Source organism: Alcaligenes sp. Marseille-Q7550, from assembly GCF_965112015.1.
Genome location: NZ_CBCOPU010000002.1, coordinates 396923 through 410127 on the forward strand (window position 1 = coordinate 396923; position 13205 = coordinate 410127).

Below are 13205 nucleotides of genomic sequence, written 5' to 3' on the forward strand. Positions count from 1 at the left end.
ATTCATGTCCGACTCACTGATACGGCGCATCGACGCCCTGCTTCCTCAAACCCAGTGCACGCGCTGCGGCTACGACGCCTGTCTGCCCTACGCCCAGGCCATCGCCCTGGAGGGCGAGGCCATCAACCGCTGCCCGCCCGGCGGCCAGGAAGGCGTGCGCGCCCTGGCCGCCCTGCTGGGGCGAGAGGAAACGCCCCTGGACCCGGAGTGCGGGGAATTCGCCGGCCCGAGCCGCGCCGTCATCATCGAGGAACACTGCATAGGCTGCACGCTGTGCATCCAGGCCTGCCCGGTCGATGCCATCGTCGGCGCCAACAAGCTCATGCACACCGCGCTGGCCGATCGCTGCACCGGCTGCGAACTGTGCCTGCCGCCCTGTCCGGTGGATTGCATCACCATGGTGCCCACCGATGACTGGACGCCATCGCAGGCCGAGCAGGCCAGGCGCGATACCGAACAGCGTCGCCTGCGCCTGCTGGCCCGCCACGCCGAGAGCTCGGAGCTGGCGGCGCGCACGCTGGCCAACAAGCCCGTGCTGGCCAACGACGCCGACCAGGCCGACAAGCGCCAGGCTTCCATTGCCGCCGCCCTGGCCCGCGCCCGCGCCCGCCGCGCGGGCCAGGCCGGCAACTGAATCACGCCATGAACGCCGCCAAACGCCACGAAATCTTCAGCCGCTTCCAGGCCGCCAACCCCAAGCCCACCACGGAACTGGAATACGACAGCACCTTCCAGTTGCTGATCGCCGTCATCCTGTCCGCGCAGGCCACCGACAAATCGGTCAACCTGGCCACGCGCCGCTTCTTCCCGGAGCACGGCACGCCCCAGGGCATCCTGGCCATGGGCGAGGACGGATTGCGCGAAGCCATCAAGACCATAGGCCTGTACAAGACCAAGGCCGCCAACGTCATCAAGACCTGCCAGATCCTGCTGGAGCGGCACCAGGGCCAGGTGCCCTGCGACCGGGCCGCGCTGGAGGCTCTGCCCGGCGTGGGCCGCAAGACGGCCAACGTGGTGCTGAACACCGCCTTCGGCCTGCCCACCATCGCCGTGGACACGCACATCTTCCGCGTGGCCAATCGCACCGGCATCGCCCCCGGCAAGAACGTGGTGGAAGTGGAAAAGAAGCTGGAGCGCGTCATTCCCAAGGAGTTCCTGCTGGACGCCCACCACTGGCTCATCCTGCACGGCCGCTACATCTGCGTCGCCCGCACGCCCAAATGCCCCCAGTGCGGCATTGCCGACCTGTGCGAGTTCAAGTCCAAGACGGTCGGCAAGTAGATCGGATCCCGCCGGCGGCTCCTTCAGGGCGCCGCCTTCCCGTCCGCCACCGGAGTTTCCCTATCCTATGACAAACCCGCATGGTTTTCGCCCATGCGGGCTTCCATACTGAAACTCGACGTTAACTTCGCACAAGGGCTGGCAGGCGATGACAGAGTACATTCTGCGCACCGAGAACCTGGTGAAGGAATTCCTGGGGTTCGTGGCTGTCGACAAGGTCAATCTACAGGTGAGGCGCGGGGACATACACGCGCTGATCGGTCCCAATGGAGCAGGCAAGACGACCTGCTTCAATCTGCTCACCAAGTTCATCGCTCCCACCTCCGGCCGGATCTACTTCAACGATACCGAAATCACCCGGGAGCGCCCGGCGCAGATCGCCCGGCGCGGCATCATCCGCTCTTTCCAGATCTCGGCGGTGTTTCCGCAGCTGACCGTGCTGGAGAACGTGCGTATCGGCCTGCAGCGCCGCACCGGCGCCTCCTTTCAATTCTGGCGCAGCGAGCGCTGCCTGGACGGCCTGAACGAGCGCGCCATGGATCTGCTGGAACAGGTGGACCTGGCCGGCTTCGCCCGGGACCTGACCGTCAACCTCCCCTATGGGCGCAAGCGCGCCCTGGAGATCGCCACCACGCTGGCCATGGAGCCCGAACTGATGCTGCTGGACGAACCGACCCAGGGCATGGGCCACGAGGACGTGGAGCGGATCACCGAGCTGATCCGCAAGGTCAGCGCCGGGCGCAGCATCCTGATGGTCGAACACAATATGAACGTGGTCTCCTCCATTGCCGACCGCATCACGGTACTGGCGCGCGGCGCCGTCCTGGCCGAAGGCCCCTACGAGGACGTGTCCCGCAATCCGGCCGTCATGCAGGCCTACATGGGGACCACCGCAACCGAACTGCAAGGAGCGCATCCATGAGCAAGGCCGCCCTGGAAATCGAGGATCTGCATGCCTGGTACGGGGAGTCCCACATCCTGCACGGAGTCAACCTGAACGTGGCGCAGGGCGAGGTCGTCACGCTGCTGGGGCGCAACGGCGCCGGCCGCACCAGCACGCTGCGCGCCATCCTGGGCCTGACGGACACGCGCCGCGGCTCCATCCGCATCCAGGGTGCCGAGTCCATCCATCTGCCCACCTATCGGGTGGCCCACCTGGGCGTGGGCTATTGCCCCGAAGAGCGCGGCATCTTCGCCGGTCTGACCTGCGAGGAGAACCTGCTGCTGCCGCCGGCCATCGGCTCCACGCCGGGAGGCGGCATGTCGCTGGCCGAGATCTACGAAATGTTCCCCAACCTGGAGGAGCGCCGCCACTCTCCCGGCACGCGCCTGTCCGGGGGCGAGCAGCAGATGCTGGCCGTGGCCCGCATCCTGCGCACCGGCGCCAACCTGCTGCTGCTCGATGAAATCTCCGAAGGCCTGGCACCCGTCATCGTGCAGGCGCTGGCCCGCATGATCGCCACCCTGAAGGCCAAAGGCTACACCATCGTCATGGTGGAGCAGAATTTCCACTTCGCCGCTCCCCTGGCCGACCACTTCTACGTCATGGAGCACGGCCAGGTGGTCGAGAGCTTCGCGGCCAGCGAGCTTGCCCACAAGCACGAGACACTCAACACCTTGCTCGGGGTCTGATCCCTTCCCGCCGGCAAGGCCAGACACGCCACTCAACACCACGAGGAGACAGCCCATGAAGCTTGCAACGATCAGCGCCGCCCTGACGACGGCCGGACTACTACTGGCCCAACCGGCAGTTGCGGCCATCTCCGATGATGTGATCCGCATCGGGTTCATCACGGACATGTCGGGAGTCTATTCCGACATCGACGGCAAGGCCGGCGGCGACGCCATCCGCATGGCCATCGCCGATGCGGGCGGCGAGATCAACGGCAAGAAGATCGAACTGCTGGTGGCCGACCACCAGAACAAGGCCGACATCGCGTCGGCCCGGGCCCGCGAATGGTTCGACAGCCAGAAGCTGGACGTGCTGATCGGCGGCACCAATTCGGCCACCTCGCTGGCCATGGCCGCGGTGGCGGCGGAGAAGAAGAAGCCCTTCATCGCGGTGGGCGCAGGCTCCTCCAACCTGACCAACTCCCAGTGCACGCCCTACACCGTGCACTACGCCTACGACACTATCGCCCTGGCGCGCGGCACGGGCGCCGCCGTGGTCAAGGACGGCGGCAAGAGCTGGTATTTCCTGACGGCGGACTACGCCTTCGGCCACTCGCTGGAACGCGACACGGCCGAGGTCGTGAAGAAAGCCGGCGGCGAGGTCAAGGGGCAGGTGCGCGTGCCGTTGGGCGCCTCGGACTTCTCCTCCTTCCTGCTGCAGGCGCAGTCCTCCGGGGCCAAGATCCTGGGCCTGGCCAACGCCGGCGGCGACTTCATCAATTCGGTCAAGGCCGCCAATGAGTTCGGCATCACCGCCACCATGCATCTGGCCGGACTGCTGGTATTCATCAACGACGTGCATGCCCTGGGCCTGGAAGCCACCCAGAACCTGTACCTGACCACCGCCTGGTACTGGGACCAGAGCGACGCTTCGAGGGAATGGGCGCAGCGCTTCTTCAAGGAACAGAACCGCATGCCGTCCTTTCTGCAGGCGGGCGACTACTCCAGCGCCGCCTTCTACCTGAAGGGCGTCAAGGAAACCGGCACGGACGATGCCGACACCCTCATGAAATGGATGAAGTCCAACCCCATCAAGGACATGTTCACCGACCACGGCGTCGTGCGCGAAGACGGCCGCATGGTGCACGACATGTACCTGATGCAGGTGAAAAAGCCCGGCGAATCCAAGCAGCCCTGGGACTACTACAAACTGGTCGAGACCCTGCCGGGAGACAAGGTCTACGCCTCGCTGCAAGAATCCACCTGCTCGCTGGTGAAGAAATAAGAACCCGCCGGCCGGCCGCTTCCGCGGCCGGTCCATGCCTGACGACTGACTACATGCACGGGTCGCGCGTACTATGACGGATATTTTCGGTATTCCCCTGCAGGCTCTGCTGGGCCAGCTGCTGCTGGGCCTGGTGAATGGTTCCTTCTATGCTGTGCTGTCCCTGGGGCTGGCGATCATCTTCGGCCTGCTCAACATCATCAACTTCGCCCATGGGGCCCTGTACATGCTGGGCGCATTCCTGGCCTGGATGGGCATGCAATACCTGGGCCTGAACTACTGGGTCATGCTGGCGCTCGCGCCGTTGGGCGTGGCCCTGTTCGGCATAGTCCTGGAACGCCTGTTCCTGCGCCACCTCTACCGGCTGGACCACCTCTACGGCCTGCTGCTGACCTTCGGCCTGACTCTGCTGCTCGAAGGCGTGTTCCGCAGCATCTACGGCGTGTCCGGCCAGCCCTACCCCACGCCCAAGCTGCTGCAGGGCGGCTACAACCTGGGCTTCATGTTCCTGCCCATCTATCGCGCCTGGGTCGTGGCGGCCTCCGTCGTGGTGTGCCTGGCGACCTGGTTCATGATCGAGAAGACCCGGCTGGGCGCCCTGCTGCGGGCCGCCACCGAGAATCCCAAGCTGGTCGAGGCCTTCGGCGTCAACGTGCCCTTGATGATCACCCTCACCTACGCCTTCGGCGTCGGCCTGGCGGGCTTTGCCGGCGTGCTGGCCGCCCCCATCCTGCAAGTCTCCCCCTGATGGGCAGCAACCTGATCATCGTGGTCTTCGCCGTGGTGGTCATCGGCGGCATGGGCTCCATCCTGGGCTCCATCCTGACCGGCCTTGGCCTGGGCGTCATCGAGGGCCTCACCAAGGTGTTCTGGCCCGAAGCCTCCAACACCGTCGTGTTCATCATCATGGTCATCGTCCTGCTGCTGCGTCCGGCGGGCCTGTTCGGGAAAGTCAAATGAAACGAGAGATCCCTGTCTTCATCGTTCTGCTCCTGATCGTCGCGCTGCTGCCGGCCATGGGCGCCTATCCCATCTTCATCATGAAGGTCATGTGCTATGCGCTGTTCGCCTGCGCCTTCAACCTGCTGCTGGGCTACACGGGGCTGCTGTCCTTCGGGCACGCCGCCTTCCTGGGCGGCGCGGCCTACGCCGCCGGCCAGTCGCTGGCGGTCTGGGGCTGGCCCACGGCGGCCGGGCTGCTCTTCGGCACGGCCTGCGCCGGCGCGCTGGGCCTGGTGATGGGCGCGCTGTCCATCCGGCGCAGCGGCATCTACTTCGCCATGATCACCCTGGCGCTGGCGCAAATGCTGTTCTTCTTCTTCCTGCAGGCGCCCTTCACGGGCGGCGAGGACGGCCTGCAGGGCATTCCGCGCGGCAGCATCCTGGGCTGGGACCTGTCCCGGGACCTGAACCTGTACTACCTGGTGCTGGGCATCTTCACCTTCGGCTTCCTGCTGATCTGGCGCTGCGTGCACTCGCCCTTCGGCCAGGTCCTCAAGGCCATACGCGAGAACGAGCCGCGCGCCATCTCGCTGGGCTACGACGTGGATCGCTTCAAGCTGCTGGCCTTCGTGCTGTCGGCCGCTCTGTCGGGACTGGCGGGCGCCACCAAGTCGCTGGTGTTCGTGTCGGCCACGCTGACCGACGCGACCTGGCAGATGTCGGGCCTGGTCATCCTGATGACGCTGATCGGCGGACTGGGCACCCTGGCCGGCCCCGTGATCGGCGCCATCATCGTGGTCGTGCTGGAGAACAAGGTCGGCGAATGGGGCGCGCTGCTCGCCCAATGGACAGGCTGGAACGGATTCCGCACCCTGGGCGAATCCGTCACCATCGTCATCGGCCTGATCTTCATCCTGTGCGTGATGGCGTTCCGGCGCGGCATCGTGGGCGAACTGGCCTGGCGGCTGCGCCGTCGCGAGGCGTAAGGCGGACGCGCTTTATCGGACTTGTTTGATCTGGAACAAGTCCCGGCGGGCGCCTGTATCAAGATGTTGCTCTGGGTCAAATCAGGCGCCCTGGCGCTCGGGCATTCTGTAGGTCTGAATCAACCCTACGGAGTCCCCATGAAAACCCGCCACCTGTTTCCAGCCCTGCACCTGTCCCTGCTCGCCATCGGCGCGGCCGCCGTCCTCTACACGCCGGCCGGCCAGGCCCATGAAGCGGGCGACTTCCTGGTCAAAGGCGGCGTCACCCTGGTCAGCCCCAAGTCCAACAACGGCACGGTCGCGGACGGCACCGTCAAGCTGGACGTGGGCAACAATGTGCGCCCCAGCTTCTCGCTGACCTACATGGCCACCCGCAACATCGGCGTGGAACTGCTGGGCGCCTTCCCCTTCAAGCACAACATCGACAGCAACCTGGGACGCATCGGCAGCACCAAGCACCTGCCTCCCACCCTCAGCCTGCAGTACCACTTCCTGCCGGACAGCGACTTTCAGCCCTACGTGGGCGTGGGCCTGAACTACACCATGTTCTTCGACACCAAGTCGCAGGGCGCCCTGGAAGGCGCGGACCTGAAGCTGAAGAACACCTGGGGCTTCGCCGCCCAGGTCGGCGTGGACTACAAGCTGGACAAGAACTGGTTCCTGAACGCCGACGTGCGCTACATCAGCATCCGTCCCGACGTGAAGCTGAGCGGCCAGTCCATCGGCAAGGCCAAGCTGGACCCCGTGGTCGCGACCATAGGCGTGGGCTACCGCTTCTAAGGCGCCGAAATGCAGAACGGGCCGCCCATGGGCGGCCCGTTCTGCATTCAAGGACGCGGCGTCTACGCCGTCTCGGCCTCTCGCTTGCCCAGTCCCAGGTAGCTTTCGATCACCCGGGGATTGTCGGCCAGCTCGCGCGCGGGGCCTTCCAGCACCACGTCGCCCGTCTCCAGCACATAGCCGTAGTCGGCCACCTGCAAGGCGGCGCGCGCATTCTGCTCCACCAGCAAGATGGCCACGCCGGTGCTGCGCAAGCGGGCGATGATCATGAAGATCTCGCGCACGATGCGCGGCGCCAGGCCCAGGCTGGGCTCGTCCAGCATCCGCACCTTGGGCTGCGCCATCAGGGCGCGCCCCACCGCCAGCATCTGGCGCTCACCCCCGGACAGGGTGCCGGCCAACTGGCCGTGGCGCTCCTTCAGGCGCGGAAACAAGGCATACACCTGGTCCAGCGTATCGCGCCAGCCGGCCTGCCGGGCCCGGTACAGCCGGAAGCCGCCCAGCAGCAGATTGTCCTCCACCGTCATGCTGCCGAACAGCTCGCGCCGCTCGGGCACCAGCGAAATGCCGCCGGCCACGCGCCGCTCCACCTCCCAGTGGCTGATCTCCTCGCCCTGGTACCGGACCGATCCGGTGCTGCGGCCCACGCTGGGCAGCGCGCCCATCATGGCATTGAGCAGGGTGGACTTGCCGGCGCCGTTGGCGCCGATCACGGTAACGATGCTGCCGGCGCGCACATCCAGGCTGGCGCCCATGACGGCGCTGACCTTGCCGTATTGCGCGGCCAGATTGGTGACTTTCAGGATCACATCCTGGGGTGTTGCCTGACTCATGCGGATGCTCCTGCGTGCGAGGTTGTTGCGGGTTCGTCCAGCTCCAGATCGTCGTCGATGCCGCCCAGATAGGCTTCCAGCACCGCGGGATTTTCCTGGATCTCCTTGGGCAGGCCTTCGGCGAGCTTGGTGCCGAAATCCATGACCACCAGCTTGTCCGTCAGGTTCATGACGAAGTCCATGTCGTGCTCGACCAGCAGGATGCTCATGCCTTCGCGGCGGAGCTGGTCCAGCACCTTGGCCAGTTCCTGCTTTTCCTTGTAGCGCAGGCCGGCGGCGGGCTCGTCCAGCAGCAGCAGGACGGGGTCGGAGGCCAGGGCGCGGGCGATCTCCAGGATGCGCTGCTGGCCCAGAGCCAGGTTGCCGGCCTGTTCATACAGATAATCTCCCAGACCCACGCGCTGCAGCTGGATCGCCGCCTCATGCAGCAGCTCGGCTTCGCTGCGGCGTTCGGCATGCAGCACGGCGGGCACCACGCCGACCTTGCGGCGCAGGTGCGCGCCCAGCGCCACGTTCTCCAGCACTGTCATGGTCGGCAGCAACTGCACGTGCTGGAAGGTGCGGCCCACGCCCAGGCGGGAGATCTCGCGCGCCGGCAGTTTGTCGATGCGCTGGCCCAGGAAGCTGACCTGGCCGCTGGTGGCCGACAGCACGCCGGTGATCAGGTTGAAGGTCGTGCTCTTGCCTGCGCCGTTCGGCCCGATCAGGCCCATGATCTGGCCGGCGTCGAGGGTGAAGCTGATGTCGTTGACCGCCACCAGGCCGCCGAATTCCTTGCGGATCTTGTCCACCTGCAGCACCAGCGAACCGGCCTGCGGACGGGCGCGCTGCGGCAGGGCCTGCGCCTGCGGCGGCGGCGCCTGGCGGCGCGTCTGCACGCCGAACACGCGCTCCCAGCCCTTTTGCAGGATGGGCCAGATGCCGTCGCGGGCGTATTGCAGGATCAGCACCATCAGGATGCCGAACACGATCAGTTCGAAGTTGATGTCGGTGCTGAGCAGCTTGGGCAGCCAGTTCTGCAACTGGTCCTTGAGGGTCAGCACCAGGGCCGAACCCAGCACCGCGCCCCAGACGCTGCCGGCCCCGCCCAGCCCGGCCATGAACAGGTATTCGATGCCGTAGTTCAGGCCGAAGGGGCTGGGGGAAACGGCGCGCTGATAGTGCGCGTACAGCCAGCCCGACAGGCAGGCCAGCAAGGCGGCGTAGACGAAGATGATGACCTTGTAGGCCGCCATGTTCACGCCGAAGGATTCGGCCATGCCGCTGCCGTGCTTGAGTGCGCGGATGGCGCGCCCCGGACGCGAATCGAGCAGGTTGCGCGTGCCCCACATGGCCAGCAGCGCCACGACCCAGATCAGGTAATAGATGTCCCTGCCCGAGGCCAGCGACAGCCCGAAGATGTCCAGCGGCGCAATGCCCGAGATGCCATCGTACTGGCCCAGGAACTGCAGGTTGCCGAACAGGTAGTACAGCGCCAGGCCCCAGGCCAGCGTGCACAGCGGCAGGAAGTGACCGGACAGGCGCAGCGTGATGGCGCCCAGGATGTAGGACACCAGCATGGTCAGGCCCAGGCCGATCAGCAGGTTGAGCCAGGGCGACCAGCCCAGGCGGGCCGTCAGGTAGGCGGTGGTGTAGGCGCCCAGGCCCACGAAGGCGGCCTGGCCGAAGGACGTCAGCCCGCCCACGCCGGTCAGCAGCACCAGGCCCAGCACGACCAGGCTGGTCAGGCCGATGTAGTTCAACTGGGTGATCCAGAACTCGGGCGTGGCGCCCAGTTGCGGCAGCACGAACAGGACGGCGATGAACAATATCGTCAGCAAGCGTTTCATGTGTGTTTACTCCTCGTCGTCCACGTGCTTGCTACCAAAGGAGCGCCACAACAAAACCGGAATGACCATGGTGAATACGATGACCTCTTTATAGGCGCTGGCCCAGAAGGACGAGAAAGCCTCCAGCACGCCGATGAACAGCGCGCCCAGCAAAGCGACCGGGTAGCTGACCAGCCCGCCGAAGATGGCGGCCACGAAGCCCTTCAGGCCGATCAGGAAGCCGGTGTCGTAGTAGATGGTGGTGACCGGCGCGATCAGCATGCCCGAGAAGGCGCCGATGGCGGCGGCCAGGGTGAAGGTCAGCGAGCCGGACATATTGGTGCTGATGCCCACCAGGCGCGCGCCGCGCCGGTTGACGGCGGTGGCGCGCAAGGCGCGGCCGTACAGCGTCTTGCCGAAGAAGGCCCACAACCCCAGGATCAAGGCCACGCAGGCGCCCATCACGAAGAAGGTCTGGGCGGACCAGCTGACCGCGCCCAGGGACACCTCGCCCTGCATGAAGGGCGGCGTACGCCAACCTTCGGGCCCGAAGAACACCAGGCCCAGGCCGGTCAGCGCGAAGTGCACCGCCACCGACGTGATCAGCAGCACCAGCACGCTGGCTTCGGCAATGGGCTGGTAGGCCAGGCGGTAGACCATGGGCCCCAGCGGGATGACCACGGCCAGCGAGAACAGCACGTCCATCCACAGCGGCAGATCGGCGGCCACGATATGGGGCGCAGCGAAGTACACCGCCACGGGAATCAGGATATTGACGAGAAACTTGCGCGGCAGGCCGGCGGCGCTGCGGCTGCGCAAGGCGGCCAGCAGCTCCAGCAGGAACACCAGCGAGCCGGCGATCAACAGCAGGATGACCGTGCCGGGCATGCGGCCGTTCACCACGAAGGCCAGGGTCAAGGCGCCGAAGGTGACGAATTCGCCTTGCGGGATGAAGATGACCCGGGTGACGAGAAAGACGAGGACCAGGGCGAGTCCGAGCAGAGCATAGATGGCGCCGTTCAATATGCCATCCTGCAATAAGATTAAAGCGATGGTGGTATCCATGTCGGACAACATCCTGTACAACAAAAAATGGGCAAGGGGCTTACTGTAACGCAAACCAGTCGCGGGGACGGGCCCGGCCCGTGCCGGGTCCCGCCTTCAGAAAAAACCGGCTGGGAAGCCGGTTTTCGCCTGTGGGAGATTACAGGTCAGGCTGATAAGTCCATTTGCCGTCCACCACCTTCACGATGACGCGGGCGCGCTGGTCCAGGCCGGCGTGGTCCTTGTCGGACATGGTGAACACGCCCTGGGAGGCCGGCAGATCCTTGATCTGCTCGATGGAATCGCGCAGTGCGGCGCGGAACTCGGGCGTGCCGGGCTTGGCGCCGGTCTTCAGCGCGCCGGGAATGGCCTCGGCCACCAGCAGGCCGGCGTCCCACATGTGCCCGCCGAAGGTATTGATGGAGCCTTCCCCGAACTTGGCCTCGTACTTTGTCTTGTAGTCCATGGCCGTCTTCTTGACGGGGTTGCTATCGGGCAGTTGCTCGGCCACCAGCAGCGGGCCGGCCGGCAGGATCATGTCGTTGCAGTCCTTGCCGCAGACGCGCAGCACGTCGCTGTTGGCGGCGCCGTGCGTCTGGTAGATGATGCCGGCGTAGCCGCGCCCCTTGAGCTCGCGCTGCGGCAGGGCCACGGGCGTGCCCGAGCCGGCGATCAGCACGGCGTCGGGCTTGGCGCCCAGCAGCTTCAGGGTCTGGCCCGTGACGCTGGTGTCGTTGCGGCCGTAGCGCTCGGCGGCGACCACATTGATGCCCTTGGCCTTGGCGGCTTCGGTCATGACGTTCAGCCAGCCGTCGCCATAGGCGTCGTTGTAGCCAATGAAGCCCAGCGTCTTGACGTTCTGCTTGACCATGGCGTCGGCCAGCGCGCCGGCCATCAGCTGGTCGTTCTGCGGCGTCTTGAACACCCAGGTGCGGGCGCCTTCCACGGGCTCGACGATCTTGGCGTTGGCCGCCACGCTGATCATGGGCGTCTTGGTCTCGCCGGCCACGTCCACCATGGCCAGCGAGCCGGGCGTGACCGAGGTGCCGATGACCACGTCCACCTTGTCGTCGGTGATCAGCTTGCGCATGTTGCGCACGGCCACCGTGGTGTCGGTCGCATCATCCAGCACGATGTATTCGACTTTCTGGCCGCCGACCTCGGTAGGCAGCAGGCTGACGGTGTTGCGCTCGGGAATGCCCAGCGAGGCGGCCGGCCCGGTCGCGGCAATGGTCACGCCCACTTTCACCTGAGCGGATACGGCCAGCGGCGCGCACAGCGCCAGGGCGGCCGCCAGCGTGGTCAGGCGCACGGTTGGAAAGCAGTTCATTCTTATCTCCCAGATCTGTTCATTGTTGTTGGCCGTTTCGGCGGCCGGAAAATCGTAATACAGATAATCATCAGCACATACCGGAACCGTATCAAGTCATGCTGAAACAAGGTATTGGTGTTTACCTTAAATATTAAAAATTTGAATACTGCACTAAATGCGCCGCGGTCAAATCGAGCGGGGTAAGACACCGCCGCTATCATAGGGCCAACCGGTCCGCCGTGGTGCATCGCGGAACCTTGGAACGCAAATTGGCTCTAATTCGCGTTCAACAGGTGGTGTTGCGCCTGCCGGAAAGTGTTCATGCAGGCGTCCATCCCGTTTTTCAAAAGGCAGCTCTCGTGGAAAAAGTACGGAAGACCGAGGCCGAATGGCGCGCCCTGCTCAGTCCTGAAGAATTCATCGTGACCCGGAAAAAAGGCACGGAACGCGCCTTCACCGGCCGCTACTGGAACACCACCACGCCAGGCATCTACCGCTGCGTGGGTTGCGGCACACCGCTGTTCGCCTCGGACACCAAGTTCGACGCCGGCTGCGGCTGGCCCAGCTACTTCGAGCCCCTGAATCCGGACAATGTCCGCGAGGAGGCCGACTTCAGCCACGGTATGACCCGCACCGAAGTCCTGTGCAATGTGTGCGACTCCCACCTGGGCCATGTCTTTCCGGACGGCCCGCCGCCCACCGGCCTGCGCTACTGCATCAACTCCCTGTCGCTGAAGTTCGAACCCGAAGCATGAAGAAACTCCTGTTCGACCTGTTCCCGCTGGTCCTGTTCTTCCTGGTCTTTCGCTTCTCCGACATCTACATGGCCACCGGCGTGGCCATGCTCGCCTCGGTGCTGCAGATCGTCTGGCTCAAACTGACCGGCAAGGCCATCGAGGCCTCGCACTGGATCAACCTGGCCGTCATCGTGGTGTTCGGCGGTGCGACCCTGATCTTCCACAACGACGTATTCATACGCTGGAAGCCCACCGTGCTGTACTGGATCTTCGCCGCGATCCTGCTGGGCGCGCGCTACCTGATGCGCCGCAACCTGATGCAAAAGCTCATGGGCGGCCAACTGGTCCTGCCCGAAGGCGTCTGGGACAAGCTGAACCTGGCCTGGTCGCTGTTCTTTGCGGCCGCGGGCGTCGTCAATCTGTACGTGGCCTTTTCCGGACATTTCACCGAATCCCAATGGGTGAACTTCAAGGCCTTCGGACTGCTGGGCATGATGCTGGTCTTCGTGATCGCCCAGTCCCTCTGGCTGGGCCGCTATCTGGAAGACCATTCCGACAAATCCAATCCACCCAAATCCTGACGCAA

Annotated in this window: 13 protein-coding genes and 1 pseudogene; 10 read left to right on the forward strand and 4 right to left on the reverse strand. The window is 65.2% G+C overall.

The window, feature by feature from the left end:
• Window positions 1-4 precede the first annotated feature (4 nt).
• From ACWPWO_RS11180 to ACWPWO_RS11215, 8 genes and pseudogenes are all read left to right on the forward strand, one after another.
• Complete coding sequence (locus tag ACWPWO_RS11180) at window positions 5-634, forward strand: RnfABCDGE type electron transport complex subunit B (RefSeq protein WP_454006668.1); 630 nt, start codon at window positions 5-7, stop codon at window positions 632-634.
• 8 nt (window positions 635-642) lie between these two features.
• Complete coding sequence (gene nth, locus ACWPWO_RS11185) at window positions 643-1281, forward strand: endonuclease III (RefSeq protein ID WP_454006669.1); 639 nt, start codon at window positions 643-645, stop codon at window positions 1279-1281.
• 148 nt (window positions 1282-1429) lie between these two features.
• Complete coding sequence (locus tag ACWPWO_RS11190; RefSeq protein ID WP_454006670.1) at window positions 1430-2203, forward strand: ABC transporter ATP-binding protein; 774 nt, start codon at window positions 1430-1432, stop codon at window positions 2201-2203.
• Window positions 2200-2913 carry an ABC transporter ATP-binding protein gene (locus ACWPWO_RS11195; protein ID WP_454006671.1) on the forward strand — a complete coding sequence of 238 codons (714 nt, stop codon included), beginning with the start codon at window positions 2200-2202 and terminating at the stop codon, window positions 2911-2913. The genes ACWPWO_RS11190 and ACWPWO_RS11195 overlap by 4 nt, the downstream gene beginning before the upstream one ends.
• Window positions 2914-2968: 55 nt before the next feature.
• Window positions 2969-4177, forward strand: a complete 1209-nt coding sequence (locus tag ACWPWO_RS11200; protein ID WP_394060900.1) for an ABC transporter substrate-binding protein — start codon at window positions 2969-2971, stop codon at window positions 4175-4177.
• A gap of 73 nt (window positions 4178-4250) precedes the next feature.
• Window positions 4251-5137: pseudogene (locus ACWPWO_RS11205) on the forward strand (branched-chain amino acid ABC transporter permease).
• Window positions 5134-6105 (forward strand): branched-chain amino acid ABC transporter permease, encoded by a 972-nt coding sequence (locus ACWPWO_RS11210; protein ID WP_454006672.1) that lies wholly within the window; start codon window positions 5134-5136, stop codon window positions 6103-6105. The pseudogene ACWPWO_RS11205 and the gene ACWPWO_RS11210 overlap by 4 nt, the downstream one beginning before the upstream one ends.
• Window positions 6106-6243: 138 nt before the next feature.
• Entirely contained in the window at window positions 6244-6885 is a 642-nt protein-coding gene (locus tag ACWPWO_RS11215; protein ID WP_454006673.1) for an OmpW/AlkL family protein, read from the forward strand.
• Window positions 6886-6947: 62 nt separating this feature from the next.
• Here the strand turns inward: ACWPWO_RS11215 and ACWPWO_RS11220 are convergent, their stop codons facing one another.
• From ACWPWO_RS11220 to ACWPWO_RS11235, 4 genes are all read right to left on the reverse strand, one after another.
• Window positions 6948-7718: an ABC transporter ATP-binding protein gene (locus ACWPWO_RS11220; RefSeq protein WP_454006674.1), complete on the reverse strand. Its 771-nt coding sequence runs from the start codon at window positions 7716-7718 to the stop codon at window positions 6948-6950.
• A complete protein-coding gene (locus tag ACWPWO_RS11225) occupies window positions 7715-9547 on the reverse strand; it encodes a branched-chain amino acid ABC transporter ATP-binding protein/permease (protein WP_454006675.1) in 1833 nt (610 codons plus the stop codon). The genes ACWPWO_RS11220 and ACWPWO_RS11225 overlap by 4 nt, the downstream gene beginning before the upstream one ends.
• 6 nt (window positions 9548-9553) lie before the next feature.
• On the reverse strand, window positions 9554-10591 hold the full coding sequence (locus ACWPWO_RS11230; protein ID WP_454006676.1) for a branched-chain amino acid ABC transporter permease: 1038 nt from the start codon (window positions 10589-10591) through the stop codon (window positions 9554-9556).
• A gap of 139 nt (window positions 10592-10730) precedes the next feature.
• Entirely contained in the window at window positions 10731-11900 is a 1170-nt protein-coding gene (locus ACWPWO_RS11235) for an ABC transporter substrate-binding protein (RefSeq protein WP_454006677.1), read from the reverse strand.
• Window positions 11901-12241: 341 nt separating this feature from the next.
• Here ACWPWO_RS11235 and msrB point away from each other — a divergent pair, with 341 nt between their 5' ends.
• The gene (msrB, locus tag ACWPWO_RS11240) at window positions 12242-12637 is read left to right on the forward strand and encodes a peptide-methionine (R)-S-oxide reductase MsrB (protein ID WP_454006678.1); all 396 of its coding nucleotides are present in this window, start codon (window positions 12242-12244) and stop codon (window positions 12635-12637) included.
• Entirely contained in the window at window positions 12634-13200 is a 567-nt protein-coding gene (locus tag ACWPWO_RS11245) for a septation protein A (RefSeq protein WP_454006679.1), read from the forward strand. The genes msrB and ACWPWO_RS11245 overlap by 4 nt, the downstream gene beginning before the upstream one ends.
• Window positions 13201-13205 lie beyond the last annotated feature (5 nt).

Excerpts from the sequence above, each read along its gene's own strand:
- ACWPWO_RS11180 (WP_454006668.1), top strand. The coding sequence starts at position 5 with ATGTCCGACTCACTGATACGGCGCATCGACGCCCTGCTTCCTCAAACC.
- nth (WP_454006669.1), top strand. The coding sequence starts at position 643 with ATGAACGCCGCCAAACGCCACGAAATCTTCAGCCGCTTCCAGGCCGCC.
- ACWPWO_RS11190 (WP_454006670.1), top strand. The coding sequence starts at position 1,430 with ATGACAGAGTACATTCTGCGCACCGAGAACCTGGTGAAGGAATTCCTG.
- ACWPWO_RS11195 (WP_454006671.1), top strand. The coding sequence starts at position 2,200 with ATGAGCAAGGCCGCCCTGGAAATCGAGGATCTGCATGCCTGGTACGGG.
- ACWPWO_RS11200 (WP_394060900.1), top strand. The coding sequence starts at position 2,969 with ATGAAGCTTGCAACGATCAGCGCCGCCCTGACGACGGCCGGACTACTA.
- ACWPWO_RS11210 (WP_454006672.1), top strand. The coding sequence starts at position 5,134 with ATGAAACGAGAGATCCCTGTCTTCATCGTTCTGCTCCTGATCGTCGCG.
- ACWPWO_RS11215 (WP_454006673.1), top strand. The coding sequence starts at position 6,244 with ATGAAAACCCGCCACCTGTTTCCAGCCCTGCACCTGTCCCTGCTCGCC.
- ACWPWO_RS11220 (WP_454006674.1), bottom strand. The coding sequence starts at position 7,718 with ATGAGTCAGGCAACACCCCAGGATGTGATCCTGAAAGTCACCAATCTG.
- ACWPWO_RS11225 (WP_454006675.1), bottom strand. The coding sequence starts at position 9,547 with ATGAAACGCTTGCTGACGATATTGTTCATCGCCGTCCTGTTCGTGCTG.
- ACWPWO_RS11230 (WP_454006676.1), bottom strand. The coding sequence starts at position 10,591 with ATGGATACCACCATCGCTTTAATCTTATTGCAGGATGGCATATTGAAC.
- ACWPWO_RS11235 (WP_454006677.1), bottom strand. The coding sequence starts at position 11,900 with ATGAACTGCTTTCCAACCGTGCGCCTGACCACGCTGGCGGCCGCCCTG.
- ACWPWO_RS11245 (WP_454006679.1), top strand. The coding sequence starts at position 12,634 with ATGAAGAAACTCCTGTTCGACCTGTTCCCGCTGGTCCTGTTCTTCCTG.